The organism is Aeromonas sp. MdU4 (assembly GCF_041929505.1).
Classification (GTDB): Bacteria; Pseudomonadota; Gammaproteobacteria; order Enterobacterales; family Aeromonadaceae; genus Aeromonas.
Genome location: NZ_JBHFMW010000005.1, coordinates 1 through 19805 on the forward strand (window position 1 = coordinate 1; position 19805 = coordinate 19805).

General features: G+C 54.8%; 16 protein-coding genes and 2 pseudogenes. 9 read left to right on the forward strand and 9 right to left on the reverse strand.

Translation table 11 applies throughout. The annotated features are described in order from the left end of the window. Positions 1-19 precede the first annotated feature (19 nt). Together nanQ and ACE1BR_RS03075 are read left to right on the forward strand one after the other, a co-directional pair. Positions 20-424: pseudogene (gene nanQ / locus ACE1BR_RS03070) on the forward strand (N-acetylneuraminate anomerase); the annotation flags it as partial. Positions 425-667: 243 nt separating this feature from the next. Beyond that, positions 668-2419 carry an exo-alpha-sialidase gene (locus ACE1BR_RS03075; protein ID WP_374867518.1) on the forward strand — a complete coding sequence of 584 codons (1752 nt, stop codon included), beginning with the start codon at positions 668-670 and terminating at the stop codon, positions 2417-2419. A gap of 173 nt (positions 2420-2592) precedes the next feature. Here ACE1BR_RS03075 and ACE1BR_RS03080 read toward each other — a convergent pair whose 3' ends face one another. Together ACE1BR_RS03080 and ACE1BR_RS03085 are read right to left on the reverse strand one after the other, a co-directional pair. Next, positions 2593-3111, reverse strand: coding sequence for a tyrosine-type recombinase/integrase (locus tag ACE1BR_RS03080; protein ID WP_374867520.1), 519 nt, complete (start codon positions 3109-3111; stop codon positions 2593-2595). Positions 3112-3283: 172 nt separating this feature from the next. Beyond that, positions 3284-4045, reverse strand: coding sequence for an alpha/beta fold hydrolase (locus ACE1BR_RS03085; RefSeq protein WP_374867522.1), 762 nt, complete (start codon positions 4043-4045; stop codon positions 3284-3286). Between the two features lie 189 nt (positions 4046-4234). Between ACE1BR_RS03085 and ACE1BR_RS03090 the strand changes: the two are divergent. Then, positions 4235-5504: pseudogene (locus tag ACE1BR_RS03090) on the forward strand (IS4 family transposase). Positions 5505-5625: 121 nt separating this feature from the next. On the opposite strand, the gene ACE1BR_RS03095 reads toward ACE1BR_RS03090, so the two are convergent. Beyond that, entirely contained in the window at positions 5626-6834 is a 1209-nt protein-coding gene (locus tag ACE1BR_RS03095) for a tyrosine-type recombinase/integrase (RefSeq protein WP_374867524.1), read from the reverse strand. 551 nt (positions 6835-7385) lie between these two features. On the opposite strand from ACE1BR_RS03095, the gene recR reads away from it, so the two are divergent. Both recR and htpG read left to right on the forward strand, forming a co-directional pair. After that, positions 7386-7988: a recombination mediator RecR gene (gene recR / locus ACE1BR_RS03100; protein WP_374867526.1), complete on the forward strand. Its 603-nt coding sequence runs from the start codon at positions 7386-7388 to the stop codon at positions 7986-7988. A gap of 179 nt (positions 7989-8167) precedes the next feature. Beyond that, a complete protein-coding gene (gene htpG / locus ACE1BR_RS03105; RefSeq protein WP_374867528.1) occupies positions 8168-10081 on the forward strand; it encodes a molecular chaperone HtpG in 1914 nt (637 codons plus the stop codon). A 110-nt stretch (positions 10082-10191) separates the two neighbouring features. Here the strand turns inward: htpG and ACE1BR_RS03110 are convergent, their stop codons facing one another. From ACE1BR_RS03110 to pspF, 6 genes are all read right to left on the reverse strand, one after another. After that, positions 10192-10977, reverse strand: coding sequence for an ATP-binding cassette domain-containing protein (locus ACE1BR_RS03110; RefSeq protein ID WP_374867530.1), 786 nt, complete (start codon positions 10975-10977; stop codon positions 10192-10194). A gap of 34 nt (positions 10978-11011) precedes the next feature. After that, entirely contained in the window at positions 11012-12010 is a 999-nt protein-coding gene (locus ACE1BR_RS03115) for an oligopeptide/dipeptide ABC transporter ATP-binding protein (RefSeq protein WP_374867532.1), read from the reverse strand. 118 nt (positions 12011-12128) lie between these two features. Beyond that, the gene (locus ACE1BR_RS03120) at positions 12129-13022 is read right to left on the reverse strand and encodes an ABC transporter permease subunit (protein ID WP_374867534.1); all 894 of its coding nucleotides are present in this window, start codon (positions 13020-13022) and stop codon (positions 12129-12131) included. 35 nt (positions 13023-13057) lie between these two features. Then, positions 13058-14017: an ABC transporter permease gene (locus ACE1BR_RS03125; RefSeq protein ID WP_374867536.1), complete on the reverse strand. Its 960-nt coding sequence runs from the start codon at positions 14015-14017 to the stop codon at positions 13058-13060. Positions 14018-14019: 2 nt separating this feature from the next. Beyond that, positions 14020-15615 (reverse strand): ABC transporter substrate-binding protein SapA, encoded by a 1596-nt coding sequence (sapA, locus tag ACE1BR_RS03130; RefSeq protein WP_374867712.1) that lies wholly within the window; start codon positions 15613-15615, stop codon positions 14020-14022. Positions 15616-15698: 83 nt separating this feature from the next. Continuing rightward, on the reverse strand, positions 15699-16739 hold the full coding sequence (gene pspF, locus ACE1BR_RS03135; protein ID WP_374867538.1) for a phage shock protein operon transcriptional activator: 1041 nt from the start codon (positions 16737-16739) through the stop codon (positions 15699-15701). Between the two features lie 196 nt (positions 16740-16935). Between pspF and pspA the strand changes: the two genes are divergently transcribed. From pspA to ACE1BR_RS03155, 4 genes are all read left to right on the forward strand, one after another. Beyond that, positions 16936-17610 carry a phage shock protein PspA gene (pspA, locus tag ACE1BR_RS03140; RefSeq protein WP_041210359.1) on the forward strand — a complete coding sequence of 225 codons (675 nt, stop codon included), beginning with the start codon at positions 16936-16938 and terminating at the stop codon, positions 17608-17610. A gap of 3 nt (positions 17611-17613) precedes the next feature. Then, positions 17614-17850, forward strand: a complete 237-nt coding sequence (gene pspB, locus ACE1BR_RS03145) for an envelope stress response membrane protein PspB (protein WP_108572205.1) — start codon at positions 17614-17616, stop codon at positions 17848-17850. Next, positions 17847-18251, forward strand: coding sequence for an envelope stress response membrane protein PspC (pspC, locus tag ACE1BR_RS03150; protein WP_374867541.1), 405 nt, complete (start codon positions 17847-17849; stop codon positions 18249-18251). Before pspB ends, pspC begins: the two co-directional genes overlap by 4 nt. Before the next feature lie 145 nt (positions 18252-18396). Further along, complete coding sequence (locus ACE1BR_RS03155; protein WP_374867543.1) at positions 18397-19803, forward strand: YcjX family protein; 1407 nt, start codon at positions 18397-18399, stop codon at positions 19801-19803. Positions 19804-19805 lie beyond the last annotated feature (2 nt).

Sequence of the window (19805 nt, forward strand, 5' to 3'; positions counted from 1 at the left end):
TTGACAAGTTGAATCTACAGTTACCTATTTTAAGCAAACCAATATGCTCGATATTCCCGTTGGGCGCTACGAGTTGGAAAAAAACTTGTTGTATGTCAATGTTATGGAGTTTGATACGGGATTCGCCGAACAAAAACAAGCAGAAGTACATAAGGAGTATATTGACATTCAATTCCTTATTAGCGGTGAGGAACGTATTTTTTTTGGGCTTGAGAATAGTAAAAATATGACATCCAAGGAGTATGATGTAATTAATGATTACTATCTCGTATCTTCGATCTCTAGTGAGTCTGAATTGTTATTGTTACCAGGGATGTTTGCGATATTTCTGCCTGAACAACCACATAAACCTGGATGCTGTATTGATAATTCAATGCCGCTCAAAAAAGCTGTAATGAAAATGCATAGGTCATTATTGGTCTAATTATGATCTGTTATTGTGGCTTGTGTATTTCTGATTAAACATAGTGAATGTTACAGTGTGGTAATATTTTATAAGGTGATTGACAGATTATGATTGCAGCTAAATTTTGATAAATATGATGGTTGATCTCTGGAAAGTAGTATTTATCATGATGTTAAAGCCTTTGCGAAAACGCAAAATAGGATAGAAGTTGCTGATGTAATAGATATATATTAAGGCCATTAATTTATGAGGGAATTATTTATGAAATGGAATGCAAAAAACTCTTTAATTTCATCAGGTCTATTAGCCTTTAGTTTACTAGGAATGCCTTTCGGCGTAGAGGCAATTGCATCAAACATTCGAGATGTTATTGTATTTAAAGGTGGGGAAGGAGGAAGTAGTAATTATCGTATCCCATCCATTGTGAGTACTGCTGACGGTACATTGGTTGCATTCGCGGAAGGGCGAGCCTCAAGTCACGATCCTGGCAGTGGCTATCCTACTAGCATAAAAAGCCGGCGTTCAACGGACAATGGTATCACATGGAGTGATTATTATGTTATCCATGAGGGAGTTAATGAAGCATATTCTGATCCACGACCATTTATAGATAAAATCAACGGAAGGATGTTTGTTTTTTATACTAAGTGGGATAACCGATGTGCTCAGAATGGTAATTGTGTACCATTCGATGATCCACAACATAAGTTATTATATCGTAGCAGCGATGATAATGGGAAAACATGGTCATCTCCCGTTGATATTTTAGCGAAAGTCAGAGACACCAACTGGATGGCCAATGGTATATCAGGGCTGGCTACTTGGTCTCTGACACCATCACAAACTCAGATTGAACAAGCAAGAAATATGGGTTGGAGTTTGAATTGGGTATCCCGTGTTGCTGATGGAAGATGTAATGTACAGTATTACGGGGATGGTAATAAACGATTCTTGGCTGATTTACAAGTCAATGCAGATAAATCAGTAAAGGTTGTTCTCTATACTGACACTGGAACTCTGGAGTACCCTCTTGCTTTGGATATTTCTGGATATCATAGCTATCAAATAAAAGGTTCAGGGAGTACAGCTAGTTTTTATGTTGATGGTCAACTGGTTGCTTCAAAATGGCTTGGACAAACTCATGCCAGTAAAACTGTAACATGGGGTAATGGCTGTTCAAACACCTCAGGCGCAATTGCTTATCAAAGCGTTGATTTTAGAATTGGTAATAGTTCACAGCTTGCTTTTAATGCAAGCTTGATGAAGCGAGTTAATGGGACTGTCGTTAATACTCCAACCAATCAAGGCTGGTCACAAACACTTACATCAAGTGGTAAAGGTGGACCGGGTTGGAAAAGCATCAACGCTGGCCCAGGACAAGGCATCCAATTGTCCAATGGAAGGTTAATATTCCCAGCGATTGTACTCGATGCATTTGCACAGTTATCTGTAGTTTCAATTTATAGTGATGATCATGGCGAAACTTGGCGAGCTGGCACTCAAACGCCGACCTATGCACATGAACCGAGTGAAGCCGATATGGTTGAGTTAAATGACGGCCGGCTTTTATTGTCAGCACGAAATGATGGGGTCACGGGGGTTGGTAATTTTAATCGCTACCAATTTATCAGCTCAGATCAGGGTGTAAGCTGGAAAATGATATTAGAAGACAGAAATTCAATTAATGGTGCGCTGTTCTTCAAACTGAATCAAGTTGATATAGGTTTGTTGAACTATGATGGTAACCGATTACTAATGTCTGCCCCACAGGGTAATACAGCTGTGAGTTCTGATAGAAATGACCTGGCCATTTGGAGTGCCACTGATGATGGTACTGGTAACTATAACTTTACTAAAAGAACCCAGGTGAGAGATGGGTATAGCGCCTATTCTGACCTTGTAAAGCTTCAAAGCCAAGGAACTAATGGTAATGAAGATATAGGTGTTATATATGAGGCATCTCCGAGCACTGAAATTAGGTTTATGGTACTCGATATCAACGAAGTAGAGTAATTTTGTATCTTCGTCCTCAGTCATTTAGCTATCTATAAAATTATTGGGATGAAGAGCTAAAAGAACCTCTCATTTGGCGCCAGTGTTAAGCTGGTGCCCTTTTTGTTTACTGATTAATACGCCGCCATTTGATAAGCGACTATAACTACAGTTTCACATATTTAGCAAGTAAATCATCTGATACAAACTGAGCCCATACATCCATCATGGGCCACAGTTGGTCTAGCAAGTCGGTGCGATGGTACGCCGCTTCTAACTTGTTTTGCACTGTGTGCTAACGCTCGTTCAGCGAGATCCCGTGCATAACCCTGCTCGCTGCACCAATCGCGAAAGCTGGAACGAAAACCATGCGCCGTTGCCAGACGGCCAGGAGTAGAGCTTGGCGCTTTTACCCGACGCAAAAATGTCGTCAGCACCATATCTGATAGGGAGACTTGATCGCGTGGTGAAGGGAAGACCAATTCATCATGCAACCCCTGCAATCCCATCAGGATCTCAACGGTTCGAAGATATAACGGGACGCGATGCATTTGCTTGGCCTTCATTCGCTCCGCTGGCAAGGTCCAGATCTTTGCTTCTGCATATTCCGGCCGGTTATGAACACCAATTCCCGGCGTCTTGCCATGTTGATCAACGCCATGTAATTGGAAGATATGTTTTGCCAGAACGATGCCGATAGTCGTAGCCTTCATGGTGGTCACGTCTCTCATCTGTGGGAACTTACATTCGCCACTTTGGCACTCAGATGCTGTTTTTGGGAGGGGCGGGCATCCCATTAACGCCGCTCAACGCATAAGGTCTTGCAAATTAATTGGGACATGAGCTTATTTATGCACTGCGCTATTTTAAAATATTAGTTATCTTTTACTGCGATATGAACTGTTGAAGTATTTTACCTACTAGCTCTGGCGAATCTTGGTGAGCAGAATGAGCTGCAAGTGGAATATTAGCAAAACTGGATCCTGTTATCTTCGCTTTTAAGGACACCGCTTCATCAAGTGAAAATAAAATATCGTTATCCCCTCTCATTATTAATGTTGGGCAACGAATTCTTTCAACCAGGTTACACGGGTAGCCAGATGGTGTTGTATCAAGCCAAACAGCCTTTACTGCACCGACAAGTTTAGAAAAATCAGGTTTGGGATTTGAAGATTCGTATAATGCGACATCATCGGGAAACTTTGAAACCCAAAAATCTTCTGTTAAACTACTTTTCAACTCTAGTGATGGTTCATTAGGCTCTAACCGCCAAGCAGCACCAAGTGTAACCAAACAAGAAACACTACGGGGGTCTAGGGCGGCTAGGCGATAACCCACGATACCACCATCACTAAAACCAAATATTGAATATCTATCAATACTAAGGTGACCGAGGACGTCTTGGATATCTTGTTGATACTGCAAGTAGCTTAGAGGGCGACTACCTAAAGGAGATCTTCCATGGCCACGGAAATCTATACTTATCAACTGATAATCAACAGCAACATATTTTTGAATGTGTATTAGTTCATCAAGGGACCCGAGACCACCATGCAGCATCAATAATGGTTTACCAACCGGATTACCCGAAAGTTCGTAATAAACCTCACTACCATTGATGTCAATATAACCGCATTTATTATTCATTTTTTGATCAACCTTATTTTGTTGTTTTGATTTATATTACCTACCAGATGAAATCGCACATCGGTGCAGACCTTGTTAGTATGACATCATATACAGGATCTTTAGCGGCAATCAATTGAAATAGATATAAAAAAGGCTTCGTTTGTGATCTGATTTTATCGCCAAACAAAATCAACACGCGCGAAGCCTATGACCATTATCAATGCTAATCACTATCTGGAGCAACTCCTGGTTCCCGCCGCACTCGAGCGCATTGCTCGGCTCTGCAAATTTTGTCTGCGTCAGCGCGCCATTACCCCAGCCATGCTCGTACCAGCACTGCTGCGGGCCATGGGGGCGACCAGGTCAATGACATTGCCGGTTTACACCGTCATTTCAATGCCTTGCAGCTGGTGGGCGCGCATCAAGTTTCCTACAAACCGTTTCACAATCAGCTGCGCAAAGAGAGTTTTGCCCTGTTTATGAAAGCCCTGGTTGAACGGGCCATCGCCTTGCGTATCGACCATCAACTCAAATCGGCTTCCCTGGGCGCGTTCAAGCAGGTGTTACTGCACGATGGCACCTCCTTTGCTGTGCATAGGCGCCTGGCTGCTGACTTTCCTGGCCGGTTCAAGACCATCAGTCCGGCGGCTATCGAGTGCCATATGACCATGTCTTTGTCGGAGCAGAGCCCGCTGTGCATGAGTGTGTCTGCCGATACCGCAGGGGAGCGGCAATTTCTCCCTGAGGCCCACAAGCTGGCCAACTGCCTGCTGCTGGCTGACGCGGGTTACATTGACAGGGCCTGGTTTGAGCAGGTGAATGACGCTGGCGGATATTATCTGGTGCGAGGCACTCAAAACCTGAACCCCAAGATAATCCAGGCCTGGCGCGGTGATGGACGGGAAGTGCCAAAACTGGCGGGACTATCACTGAAAGAGGCCGGACGGCGGCGCTGTCGGGCCGAGGTGCTGGATATGGTGGTGAAGTCCGGCAAGGTGGAATATCGGTTGATCCGGCGCTGGTTTGCCGAGGAAAAGCGGTTCTGTCTGTCGATGACCAACCTGCCGCGAGCAGCGTGGTCAGCAGAGCAGGTGATGAGCCTGTATCGCTGCCGTTGGCAGGTGGAGTTGTTATTTAAAGAGTGGAAATCGCACAACCGGCTCAAGGGGTTTGTGACGGGGGAGAAAGCCATCGCCGAGGGATTGGTATGGACGAGCCTGCTATTATCGCTGTGATGAAAAGACGGGTCGCGCAAAGTGTGATGACAGGGAAGCTATCGATGTTGAAAGCGTCAAAGAACAGTACGACATGGTGGTTGCCGCTATTGGAAGCAGTGGCCCATAGGGCGCTGACAGAAATAAGGGAAAGACTGGAATGGGCAGCTGATTATTTGGCCAAGAACGCTTGCCGAACCAAGCAGAGAAAATCGATACAGAACAGAACTTTGGAGGGAGTTTTAAAGGGACTTAATGCTTAAGGTCCTGTATATGAGAATGACATTACCTGCTGTCAGTTTCCGTCAGCAATGAGAGGGCTATTGAGAGACTCTCTTCCTGCTGCATCCGGGTGAAGGAAACGGCCTGATGGCCGTTTCCTTCTTATTCAGTTGGCAAATCACCAGTCACAAACTCAGCCCAAGCATCCATCATCGGACGCCGCTGGTCTAGCAAGTCGGTGCGATGGTACGCTGCTTCTACCTTGTTTTGCACTGTATGCGCTAACGCTCGTTCAGCGAGATCACGCGCATAACCCTGCTCGCTGCACCAATCCCGAAAGCTGGAACGAAAACCATGTGCCGTTGCCAGACGGCCAGGAGTAGAGCTCGGTGCCTTTACTCGTCTCAAAAAGGTCGTTAGTACCATATCTGATAGTGGAACTTGATCGCGTGGTGAAGGGAAGACCAATTCATCATGCAACCCCTGCAATCCCATCAGGATCTCGACCGCTCGAAGAGATAACGGGACGCGATGCATTTGTTTGGCCTTCATTCGTTCTGCTGGCAAGGTCCAGATCTTTGCTTCCAGATCTACCTCTGACCATTTCATGGCTCGCACTTCACCTGAGCGGCAAGCCGTCAGGATCAAGAACTCCAGCATCAAGCGGGTCACATCGTAACGCTGTGTTGTCCTCAGATGCTGCTGGACAAAGGTTGGAATATCACGCCAGGGCATGGCTGGTTGATGCTCTGTACGCACGGCTTTACTGGGTTGCAGCGGGAGCAAGTGACTCACGACATCGACTGGGTTTGCTTGGCAGTGACCATGCGCCCAGGCCCAAGCCATGACCGCATGCAACCGTTGTTTCACACGGCTGGCTGTTTCAGGGATCTCCAACCAGATCGGCATTAAGACCTCAGCGATCTGTGCAGGAGTGATGGCAGAGATTGAGTACTGGCCAATCATGGGGAATGCATACTGTTCTAGTGTCGAGATCCACTGTTTGCCGTGTTTGGGGTTTTTCCATCCAGGTAGCAGTTTGGAATGAACTTCCCGAGCAGCAGCCTCGAAAGTTGGGATAGAGGGTTTGCTCTCTTCAGCACGTTTGAGCTCTAGAGGGTCAAGGCCATTGGCGAGTTGCTCTCGCATCTTCTGTCCTTGCTTGGTGGCATCAGCTATAGATATTTCGGGGTAAGAGCCTAATCCTGCATTTCGGCGTTTTCCGGTCACTGGGCTGACATAGCGAAGCACCCAGTTGCCACGACCTTTTGTTGTTGACGGATGAAGTGCAAGGCCAGTTACGCCACCATGTGCAATCGCTTTGTCACCCGGCTTGAAATTACGTGCTTTGGTATCGGTAAGAAGTGCCATAGGTAAGATTCCTTGAGAATGTGGCACCATGGACTATGCCATCCATTGTGCCATTTAGTGCGGGATAGTGTCATTTATAGTTGGATGGCGCTGGACTAATTCAATTGTAAGGTGTTGATTTTATATTGGCATTTTAGAAGTAACTGGCTTTGTCCGGACTTAATTCAGGCGGTCTCCCTCACCGCCAAATTAAAAAAACCGACCTCAGGGTCGGTTTTTTGCTTTTAGGCGAAATCCTGACGTAAATACTCCTAAGGCAGAGCGAAAAACCTCACCCGGTTTGCATTGAACGGCTTGCTTGGATCAAAGATCAGCAGTGCTGAATGGTTTGCTGTTTTTAGCCGTGAATCGTTAAGTTGACCGAAAATTGCAAAGCCCTGATGGAAGCATCAGGGCTTTTTGCTATTCGCATTTTTAGCAGGCATCCGTGGGCAAGCTGATGGCGATGGGCGGCGGGCTCGGGTATAGTCCTGCGCCAATGGCGTTATCCTGTTTTGCTGACCCGTCGTGGCCCTGGTGGCGGCGAGGGGCAGGCCCGTGTAAGGAGTGTTATGAAGTTCAGTCCCCTGCTCGATGAGATGATGAAAGCCCTGCAGGTATTGCCGGGGGTGGGGCCCAAGTCTGCCCAGCGCATGGCTTTTACCCTGCTCGAGCGCGAGCGCAGCGGCGGCTTGCGGTTGGCCCAGTTGCTTTCTCGCGCCCTGACCGAGATTGGTCACTGCAGCCACTGTCGCACCTTTACCGAGAACGAGCGCTGCGATATCTGCGCCAATCCCAAGCGGGAAGAGAACGGTCTGCTCTGTGTGGTGGAGAGCCCGGCGGACGTGGCCGCCATCGAGCAGACCGGTCAGTTCTCCGGCCGTTACTTTGTGCTGATGGGTCATCTGTCGCCGCTCGATGGCATCGGCCCAGAGGAGCTGGGGCTCGATATCCTCGAGCGCCGTTTGCAGGAAGAGCACATCAGCGAGCTGATCCTCGCCACCAATCCCACCATCGAGGGGGATGCCACCGCCTGGTACATTGCCGATATGGCCCGTCATGCCGGGGTGGAGGTGAGCCGCATCGCCCACGGGGTGCCGGTAGGGGGTGAGTTGGAGCTGGTGGATGGCACCACGCTGTCCCACTCCCTGATGGGGCGGCAGCGCTTGAAATAACAAGGCGAGCCGGTTTGCCGCCCCCGAATCAACAGGGGGCGAGCTGAGCAATAAATAGCCGCTTGAGCGGATTTAAAGGGGCGAGTGAGCAGGATTGCATACTCGCCCCTTGATATTTGATTGGCCGTCCCCATCTAGGTTGGGCATATGTTCAACCCGATGTTTCTGAGGATTGGTCCATGACCCAAAGTGTTCATGCCGAAACCCACGGCTTTCAGACTGAAGTTAAACAACTGCTGAGCCTGATGGCTCACAGCCTCTACTCCAACAAAGAAGTATTCCTGCGCGAGCTGATTTCCAACGCCTCCGATGCGGCGGACAAGCTGCGCTTCAAGGCGCTTTCCGATGCCTCTTTGTTCGAAAACGACGGCCAGTTGCGTGTGCGTCTGGTTGTGGACAAAGAGAAGCGTACCCTGACCATCTCCGATAACGGGATCGGTATGACCCGTGATCAGGTGATCGAGCACCTGGGTACCATCGCCAAGTCCGGCACCGCCGAATTCTTCAAAAACCTCTCCGGCGATCAGGGCCGTGACTCCCAGCTGATCGGTCAGTTCGGGGTCGGCTTCTACTCTGCCTTCATCGTTGCCGACAAGGTGACCGTCGTTTCCCGTGCCGCCGGTACCGCTCCGGAGCAGGGTGTGCAGTGGGAATCTGAAGGGGAAGGCTCCTTCACCGTCGCTGACGTGACCAAAGAGGGTCGCGGTACCGACGTTATCCTGCATCTGCGTGCCGAGGAAGAAGAGTTCCTCGACGACTGGCGTCTGCGCTCCGTGGTGAGCAAATACTCCGATCACATCAGCGTGCCGGTCGAGATGTTCAAAGAGGGTACCCCGGATCGTGAAGAGGATGGCGAAACCATCGTCGGTACTCCGGGCGAGTGGGAGCAGGTCAACCGCGCCACCGCACTGTGGACTCGTAACCCGAAAGATATCAAGGACGAGGAGTATCAGGAGTTCTACAAGCACGTTGCTCACGACTTCGAAGATCCGCTGCTGTGGGGTCACAACCGGGTGGAAGGGGCGCAGGAGTATACCAGCCTGCTCTACGTACCGGCCCGCGCACCGTTCGACCTTTACAACCGCGAGCAGAAGCACGGTCTGAAACTCTACGTACAGCGCGTCTTTATCATGGATGACGCCGAGCAGTTTATGCCGACCTACCTGCGCTTCGTCAAAGGGGTGCTGGACTCCAACGATCTGCCGCTCAACGTCAGCCGTGAAATTCTGCAAGACAACAAGGTGACCGTCTCCCTGCGCAAGGCTTGCTCCAAGCGCGTCTTGACCATGTTGGCCAAACTGGCCAAGGATGACAGCGAGAAGTACGCCAAGTTCTGGAGCGAGTTCGGCAATGTGCTGAAAGAGGGCCCGGCCGAGGATTACGCCAACCGCGAAGAGATTGCCAAGCTGCTGCGCTTTGCCAGCACCGCTGGCGAGGGCGAAGCCCAGACCGTCTCTCTCGAGGATTATGTTGGCCGCATGAAGGAAGGCCAGCAGAAGATCTACTACATCACTGCTGACTCTTATGCCGCTGCCAAGAACAGCCCGCACCTCGAGATCTTCCGCAAGAAGGGTGTCGAAGTGCTGCTGATGTGGGAGCGCGTTGACGAGTGGCTGATGAGCCACCTGACCGAGTTCGACGGCAAGCAGCTGGTCTCCGTCACCCGTGGCGAGCTGGATCTCGGCGAGCTGGAAGACGAAGCGTCCAAACAGGCGCAAGAAGAGGCCGAGAAGGCCAATGCTGGTCTGGTTGAGCGAGTGAAGCAGAGCCTCGGCGAGGCGGTAAAAGAGGTGCGTGTCACCCACCGTCTGACCGACTCACCCTCCTGCATCGTCACCGATGCCCACGGCATGAGCACCCAGATGATCAAGCTGATGCGCGCCGCCGGTCAGCCGGTGCCGGAGCAGAAGTACATTCTGGAGCTCAACCCCGACCACGCGCTGGTCAAGAAGCTCGACACCATCGAAGATGAAGCGCTGTTCGGCGAGTGGGTCACCCTGTTGCACGAACAGGCCCAGCTGGCCGAACAGGGCGGGCTGAACGATCCGGCGAGCTTTGTCTCCCGCATCAACCGCCTGCTGCTGCAAGCCTAAGCGGCAACACGGATAACAAAAACCCACTGCATGCAGTGGGTTTTTTTATTTCCCCTGTTCCAGGTGAGAGGGGCTGCTGGCCCGAGCGAACGGCAAGCAGCCGGCGGGGTTTAGCGACGGTATTCGTTGTTGTAGTTCTGGATCAGACGCCGGGTCACCTCATGCTGGGGATCGGCAAACACCTTGAGGGTCTTGCCGCGTTCGACCACCCGCCCTTCGTGCATTACCAGCACCTCGTCACTGATATGGCTGACGATGCCCAAATCGTTGGCTACCAGCACATAGCTCAGCCCCATGGTCTCCTGCATCTCCAGCAGCAGGTTGATGATCTGGGAGCGCACCGAGATATCGAGGGTGGAGAGCGCTTCATCGGCGACCACGATTTTGGGATTGAGGATAAGCGCCCGGGCCAGTGCCACCCGCTGCTGTTGCCCGGCAGAGAGCATCTGGGGGTAGAACAGGGCGTGATCGGGCAACATGCCCACCATGCGCAGGGTTTGCACCACCTTCTCGCGGCGCTCCTCTTCGCTCATCTCAGTGTTGAGGCGCAGTGGCGTCTCCAGGATTTGGCCGACCCGGATCTTGCGGTTCAGCGAGGTGTTGGGATCCTGAAAGATCATCCGCAGCAGTTTGCAGCGGGTCTGGTAATCACCGTGCACCATCAGTTGGCCATCGATGGCGATATCGCCGCTGGTGGGTTCGATCATGCCAGCCAGAATGCGAGCGAGGGTGCTCTTGCCGGAGCCCGCCTCGCCGACGATGGCGAGGGTTTGGCCCACGTCGAGATCGAACGAGAGGGGCTTGATCGCCTCTACAGCCTGGCGGCGGAACAGACCAGTGCGGTTCTGGTAGGTTTTGCTAAGGCCTCTGACCTGCAACAGGGATGGCTCGATCACAGGCGGGGCTCCTTCATGGGGGCATTAACGGTCATCATTTTTTCGGCTCCTCCATGTTCAGCGGGAAGTGACAGCTGAACTGATGGCCCTTGATCTTGTTCATCAGCGGAGTTTGTACACACTGCTTTTGTGCATAGGGACAGCGTGGCCCCAGACGACAGCCAATGGGCAGATGCTGCAGCGGTGGAATGATACCGGGCAGGGTCTCGAGCCGTGACTTGTGGCGCACCAGCTTGTCAAAATCGGGAATGGATTTGAGCAGCGCATCGGTATAGGGGTGGTGCGGCGTTTCGAGGATCTGCTCGCGGGTGCCCACCTCCACCATTTGGCCGCAGTACATCACGTTGATGGTGTCGGTCAGGTTGGCGATGGCGGCGATATCGTTACTGATGATGAGGATGGTGGTGTTGCCCAGCTTGTTCATCTTGTCCAGCAGCCGCAGGATCTGCGAATGGGTGGTGGACTCCATGGCACTGGTGGGCTCGTCAGCCACCAGCAGGCGCGGCTGGTTGGCAATGGCCATGGCGATCATCACCTTCTGGCACATGCCATCCGACAATTCGTGGGGGTAGGCGCGCATCACCTTGCGGTGATCCTTGACGCCGACCCGGTGCAACAGGGCGATTGCTTTTTTCTTGCGCCACTGGAAGCGCTGCCAGAACTGGCCCTCGAAGGAACCGGTCGGGATCGCCTCTTCCAGCTGGGTGCCGATCTCCTCGGAGGGGTCGAGACAGCTGATAGGATCCTGAAAGATCATGGCGATCTCGCGGCCCATGATGCGACGACGCTCCTTGGGTGCCATGGTCAGCAGATCCATGTCGTTGAAGCGCATCCGGTCGGCGCGTACCGTCCAGTTGTCTTTTTCGATGCCGACGATCACCTTGGCGATCAAGCTTTTACCAGAACCGGATTCGCCGACCAGCCCGCGGATCTCCCCCTCATTGAGGGTGAGGCTTACCTTGTCCACCGCCTTGACCTTGCCTTGCGGGGTGTCGATCTCGATGGTGAGATTGCGTATATCGAGCAATGGCATCAGTTATTCCCCGCAGCAAGGGTGCTTTCACCCACCAGCGGATAGCCGATGGGCACGCAATATAATGGTGTACCGACGCCGATGGCGAGATTGCGTATATCTGGCAGGGTCATCAGCATCAGTCATTCCCCTCTTTGAGTGCTTCGCGGATCCCTTCACCGACCAGGTTGGTTACCAGCACGCTGAACAGAATGGCAACCCCGGGCAGAGTCACGGTCCAGGGGGCGAGATAGATGAGATCGCTTGAATCAGCCAGCATGGCCCCCCACTCGGGTTGGGGAGACTGGGCACCCAGGCCAAGAAAACCCACCGCCGAAATATCGAGGATGGCCGCCGACAGGGTACGGGTAGTCTGGGCCACCAGGGTTTCGACGATGTTTGGCAGAATGGCGAGGCGCATGATCCGAAACGGCGGCGAGCCATCAAGGCGGCTGGCGATGATGTACTCCTTCTGCATCTCGGCGTGCACCGCATTGTAGGTGGCGCGGATAAAGGGCGGGATCAGCGCCAGAGTGATTGCAATCAGGGTATTGCCAAGGCCCGGGCCGAGAATTGCGACCATCAGAATGGCCATCAACAGGGAGGGGATGGAGAGCAGGGTATCGAGCAGATGGTGCAGCACGCTCGATTTGAGCCCCTTGCTCATGCCGCCGAGGATGCCGATGGCAGAGCCTGCCACCATGGCGATGACCACGACGATGAGGGCGCAACCAAAGGTAAGGCGAGCACCGACCACCAGTCGGGATAGCATGTCGCGCCCCAGATCATCGGTGCCGAGGAAGAAGTCGATATTGCCGGTGGCCGCCCAGGAGGGGGCCAGCAACAGGTGGTTGGCATGTTGCTCATCGATACCGTGAGGCACGACCAAGGGCCCAAGCAGGGTGATGAGCAGCAGGATCAGAAAGCACCAGAGCCCAGCCATGGCCAGCGGGTTGCGGCGATAGGAGGCCCACGTCTGCTCAAGGGGGGAGAGGATCTTGAGCTCGGGATAGATGTTCGATTTATCTTGCATAGGATACCTGGCTCCTGGTCACGCCATGAGCGCGTTCAATCTTGTTTGGCATACAACTCTTTGCGTCGCGCCGGGTAGATAAGGGTGGTCAGCAACTCGGTACTGACGCTGGTCAGGATGACGAAACTGGCGACCACCAGGGTGGCTCCACGAATAGCGGCGTAATCCTGCAAGGCAATGCTGCTGATGAGCCAGCGACCGATACCGTGCCACTCGAACACCACTTCGGTGATCATGGCGGAGGTGAGCACACTGCCCAGTTGCAAACCGAGTAGCGGCAGTACCGGCGGCAGAGCATTTTTCAGGCCATGGCGCCAGACAATTTGCCTCTTGGAGAGGCCGCGGCTCGCTGCTGCCTTGATGTAGTTCTGTTTCATCACGTCGATGAGCGAGCTGCGCACATGGCGGATCACCTCGGTGGTAGGCACCACAGCCAGTACCAGCGAGGGGAGGATGAGGTGGCGCAGGGCATCGTGCAGTGCAGCCTGGCGCCAGGGTTCGTGGCTCAGCAGCACGTCGATGACGGCAATGCCGGTGATGGGCGGCACATCATAGAGCAGGCTGATCTGACCGGAGGCCGGCAACCAGCCGAGATCCAGCGAAAAGAGCATCACCACCAGCAGCGCCAGCCAGAACACTGGTATCGCGTAGCCGATAAGGCCTGCGGTCATGATGGAGAGATCCAGCGTCTTGCCTTGTGACAGGGCGGCCAGGGTGCCAAGCGGAATGCCCACCAGCAGCGAGATGGTGAATGCCGCGAGACAAAGGATCAGGGTGGCCGGGAAGTAGTAGCGGATCTCGTCCAGCACCGGCAGTCCGGAGACGCTGGAGAGCCCCAAGTCGCCTGCAAAAATGCGGCGCAGGAAGTCGGGGTAGCCGCTCCAGAAGCTGAGTTGATGACCGATCAGCCGATATTCCAGCAGGTAGGCGACAAAGGTCAGTGCCAGCAAGGTAATGATCAGCAGATTGATGCGGCGCAAGGTGTATAAAAGCATGTTTACTCCCTGTGAGCCTGGTTGAAGGAGGTGCCACCAAACGGCATCAACTGCAGCCCTTCGATATCACTGCGGGTGACCTGGGTGCGCAGGGCGTGCGCCAGCGGAATGATCGGCAGCTGCTCGTTGAGCAGGGTCTGGGCGTAGTAGTAGTTACGTAGCCGGAACGAGAGCTGGGGAGTGGTGACCGCATCATCAAGCAGTTGATCGAAGGCCGGGCTGCACCAGCGGCTGTAGTTGTTGCCCCGCTCGACCGCCGAGCAGCTCAGCAGCTGGCGGAAGAAGTTGTCCGGGTCGGCGTTGTCGGCAATCCAGCCGGAAAGCAGACTGTCGTACTGACCGGCGGCCAGGCGTTTTTCAATGACGGGCCACGCCTGCTGCACAATCTTGAGTTTGATCCCCACCTTGGCTAAATCGTTTCGCATCAGTTGGGCAGTCTTGATTGCATCTGGGTTGTAGGGTCTGGCATCCGGTTGCACCAGTACCTGCATCTCGAACCCTTTCGCCATGCCCGCTTCCTTGAGCAGCTGGCGTGCCCGTTTCAGATCCGGTTTGCGCTCCTGCAGACTGGGGTTGTAGCCCCACGAGATGGGGGGCAGCAGGCTATTGGCCGGCAGGCCGGTATCGAAATAGACCGCCTGCAGCAGGTTGTCGATATTGATGGTGCTGGCGATGGCCTGACGCACCTTGAGGTTGTTGAATGGCGGTTTTCGGGTGTTGAGGGCTAAAAAAGCCACGTTCATTCCCGATTGTACCGAGAGGCTGAGATCCGGGTTCTGCTTGATCACCGAGAGTTGGCTGGCGGCCGGGGTGCTCATCACGTCGCACTCGCCGGTCAGCAGCTTGGCCAGCCGTTTGGCGGATTTCGGGGTGATGTCGTAGACCAGCTGCTCGATCCGGGCCGGACCGTTCCAGTAGCCGGGATGGCGTAGATAACGGATGAACTCGTTATGGCGATACTCCTTGAAGCTGAAGGGACCGGTACCGATGGGGCGAGTATCGAGCAAGGCAGGCGTTCCGGCCTTCAGCATCTGTTCGCCATATTCAGCGGAGAGGATCACTGCATAGTCACTGGCCAGGGTGGCGAGGAATGAGGCGTTGGGCTGGTTCAGCTCGAACACCACCTGCTGCGGCCCCTTTTTGTAGACCCGTTTGATCAGCAGATCCTGCCCCAGGCTGTAGAAGAAGGGGTAGTCGCCGCCGGAGACGTTGTGATAGGGGTGCTGATCGTCGAGCTGGCGGGCGTAGGTAAAGACGACGTCATCGGCATTGAAGGTACGGCTTGGGCTGAACCAGGAGGTGTGATGAAAGGTTACCCCCTTGCGCAGTTTCAACGTATAGATGAGACCGTCATCGCTGATGTGCCACTCGGTCGCCAGTGCCGGTTCCAGCGCCATGGTGTTTGGGTTGACGTCCAAAAGACGGTCATAGAGCGGGCGAGCACTGGCATCCAGCGTAACCCCGGTATTGGAGACATGGGGGTTGAAGGAGAGGGGAGAGCCCTCAGCACAGTAGATGAGTCCGGTTTTGGAGGCCTCGGGTTGCTTCTGGCAGCCGGTGAGCAGAACCAGCAGACCGAGCAGCAAGGGTGTGAGCATTCTCATTGTTGAACCATCTGGTTGATACGCATCTGTTTTTATATGAATGCGCCAGCACTGTGCTGGCTTTGTTGGTGCCGGTGTCAACCGGACTCTTTCTGGTCTTGTTCCGTATCGTTGTCGGCATCCAGCAGCTGATACTTGCGTAGCATGCCACGAAACTGGTGATAGCTTAAGGCCAGCAGTTGGGCGGCTTTTCGCTGATTATACTGGGATTGCTGCATCGCCTGCTTGAGTAAATTAATCTCGAACTCCGCCACCGCCTGCTTGAGATCGAGTGGCAATCCCCCGCTTGTCACGCCTTGTTGCTCGTTTTTACTCTCTTGGCAGGTTGTCGTGCCGGGCCGCCAGGGGGAATCAAACGGATTGATCACCAGCTCGGCCAGCGGCAACTGGGGGTTGCCCTGGCGGTAGATGCTGCGCTCCACCACGTTTTTCAGCTCCCGCACGTTGCCAGGCCAGGGGTAATCGAGCAGCAGCTGGGTTGCTTTACGCGAGAAACCGGCAAAGAGCGGATAGCCCAGCTCCCGGGTCATGCTGTGGGCGAAGTGCTCCGCCAGCATCAGGATATCTTCCCGCCGCTCCCGCAAGGGGGGGAGGGTAATCACATCAAACGCGAGCCGGTCCAGCAGATCGTGGCGAAACAGCCCCTTGTCTGCCAACGCAGGGAGATCTTCGTTGGTAGCGCAGACCAGCCGCACATCCACCTTGAGGGGCTTGGCCCCGCCCACCCGCTCGAACTCGCCATACTCGATGACCCGCAGCAGCTTCTCCTGCACCCGGGCGCTGGTGGTGGCCAGCTCGTCGAGGAAGAGGGTGCCGCCATCGGCCCGCTCGAAGCGCCCCTGATGGCGCTTGGCCGCGCCGGTAAAGGAGCCTGCCTCGTGACCGAACAGCTCGGTCTCCAGCAGGCTCTCGCTCAGAGTGGCGCAGTTGATGGTGACAAAGCTTTGATCCCAGCGCGCCGAGAGATAATGTAGGCGGTGGGCAATGAGCTCCTTGCCCGTTCCCCGCTCACCGATGATCAGCACGGGTTTGCGCAGCGGGGCGAGCCGTGAGGCCTGCTCGATGATCTCGAGGAATGCGTTGGATTCCCCCAGCAGGCTTTCCGTGGCCGTGGTCATAGTGATCCCTGTCGGTTGTTAAAGCTGGTCAATCTTACCAAAAGTTGGTGATTTTTATCACCACCTGTATGGCATCTATTGAAACGGGGCAAAGCAGCCCCATATAAATCAACAAGTTAAATTTCGCTCCAGATTGGCACACAAGTTGCCATTGTCAATGGAGAAACAACGCCATGCCATTAACAGGAGTGCAATCATGAGTATTTTTTCCCGTCTGGCCGACATCATCAATTCCAACCTGACGGCCCTGCTCGACAAGGCAGAAGATCCCCAGAAGATGGTGCGCCTGATCATTCAGGAGATGGAGGACGAGCTGGTCAAGGAGCGCTCCAATCTGGCCCGCTTCCTCGCCAGCCAGAAAGAGATTGGCCGTCAGGTGGCCCGCCATCAGGAGCGGGTAGATGAGTGGCAGGCCAAGGCCGAGCTGGCCCTGACCAAGGGGCGTGAAGATCTGGCCCGCGCGGCCCTTATCGAGAAGAAGAAACAGAGCGAGTTGTCAGAGACTCTCTACCGCGAGCAGCAGGCAGTTGATAGCGGCATCGAGAAGCTGGGTGAGGAGATCCGTCAGCTCGAAGCCAAGCTGGAAGATGCCCGCGCCCGTCAAAAGGCGATGGCCATTCGCAGCGAAGCGGCCAGCAGCCGTCTCAACGTGCAGAGCCAGGTAGCCCGTGGTGACAGTCAGGCGGTGGTGAGCAAGTTCGAGCGGATGGAGCGCCGCATCGACGAGATGGAAGCGCGCGCCGATCTGGGTCAGTCCGACAAGGCGCTGGCGCAGCAGTTTGCCGAGCTGGAAGTGGACGATCAGATAAGCAAAGAGCTTGAGGCGATGCGCCAAAAGCTGGGTCAGCGTGACGGCCAGCAGGGAGAGTAAGCGATGGAGAGTCTGCTGGGTGTATTGATGGTTCCCATGGTGGTCTTCATGGTGGTGGTGGCCCCCATCTGGCTGGTGCTGCACTACCGGGCCAAGGGGCGCATGGGCGCCGGTCTTGCCGATAGCGAGCGGGAACAGCTGCAAGGGCTGCTGGCCCGCACCGAGAAGATGCAGGAGCGAGTCGGTGCGCTGGAATCGATTCTGGATGCGGAAGTGCCCGGTTGGAGGAACAAGGTATGAGCAGTGTCAACCGTGAGGGGCGCAACCTCTATCGCGATCCCCGGCAGGGCAAGATTGCCGGTGTTTGCGCCGGTCTGGCAGAGTACTTCGGGGTGGAGACCTGGATCGTGCGGCTGCTGGCTATCAGCGGCCTCATCTTCGCCGGGTTCATCACCTTCACCGCTTATATTGCCGCTTGGCTGTTGCTCGACAAAAAGCCGGTCACCCTCTATTCGCAAGAGGACGCCGATTTTGCCGAGGTGCGGATGAAGGCGCGCAGCTGGCAGGCGGGTGTCACCCCCCAGCAGGCGCTGGGCCGTGTCGCGCAGGAACTGGATGCGCTGGAGCCTCGAGTTCAGCGCATCGAGAAGCTGGTGACCTCCCGCGAGTTCACCCTGCAGCGGGAATTTCGCAAGCTGTAGTGCCTGCCGAAGCACTCAATGTCGATGGTGGAGCTTTCTGGGATGATCCACTATCGACACCAACTATCCAGACGTGGATAAGCGGTCGACCTCTTGCACGGCCAATCACGCCGGATGCAACCACCAAGGGAGAACAGGTCAAGCCTTGATACTCAATAAACTGGAACAGAAGTTGACTCGCCTGCAGAGCAAGGCGAACGACGTGGTGAACCGGGTACGGGATCGCCATATCCGGCTGGCGGTGACCGGCCTCTCTCGCAGCGGCAAGACGGCGTTTATCACGGCGCTGGTCAATCAGCTGGAACATGCGGCCATCGACGGCCGTTTGCCGTTGTGGGATGCCCTGCGTCAGGGGCGTATTCTCGGTGCCCGCCGGGTGCCGCAGCAAAATGCCCACATCCCCACCTTTGCCTACGAGCGTGGCCTCGACTCCCTGTTTGGCGATCCGCCGGCCTGGCCCGAGCCCACCCGTGGCGTGGCCGAGGTGCGTCTCGAAATTCGTTATCGCACCCGTCACCCCCTGCGCAAGCATCTGGGGGAGATCTCCACCCTCTACGTGGATCTGGTGGACTATCCCGGGGAGTGGCTGCTCGACTTGCCGCTCCTTGAGATGAGCTACGCGCAGTGGAGCGAACAGGTGCGCGAGCAGCTGCGTCGCCCCGAGCTGCAGGCGCTCGCCGCCAGCTGGCTGACCCCTGGGTGGCAGGCTGATCAGCGCTTCGAAGAACGACCGGTGGCTGAGCTGGCCGAGCGTTACACCGCCTATCTGCACGCCTGCAAACAGGAGCTGGGGCTGCACCTGATCCAGCCCGGCCGCTTCGTCTTGCCGGGGGAGTATGCCGGTGCCCCCATGCTGCAGTTCGTGCCCTGGGTGTGGGAGATGCCTGCCAGCGAACCCGCTGATGGCACCCTCTACGCCACCCTCAAGCAGCGCTTCGAGCAGTACAAGCAGCATCTGGTGCAGGGTTTTTATCAGCAGCACTTTGCCGGCTTTGATCGCCAGATCGTGCTGGTGGATTGCCTGCAGCCCCTCAACGCAGGAGCGGCCAGCTTTGGTGACATGCAGCAGGCCATTGCCCGCATCATGGAGAGCTTTGCCTACGGCAAGAGCAACTGGTGGCGGCGGCTCTTCTCGCCCCGCATCGACAAGCTGCTGTTTGTAGCGAGCAAGGCTGATCACGTCACCCCCGAACAGCACGCGCCCATGGTCTCCCTGCTCCAGCATCTGGTGCACCGTGGCCGCGGCCAGGCCCGTTTTGAGGGGATCACTACCGAGTGTCTGGCGCTCGCTGCCATCAAGGCGACCGAGGTGGGCAAGGGGGTGGCCAATGGCCGTGAGTTCCCTGCCATCCGTGGCACCAGCCTTGAGGGTGAGCCGCTGCTGCTGTTCCCGGGGGAGGTGCCGCCCCATATTCCGCCTGCGCAGTGGTGGAACAGTCAGGGCTTTGATTTTCAGGCGTTTCGCCCCATGCCCATGAGCGCTCATCAGGCGCTGCCCCATATCCGGCTCGATGCGGCGCTGGAGTTTCTGCTCGGGGATCACCTCGAATAACG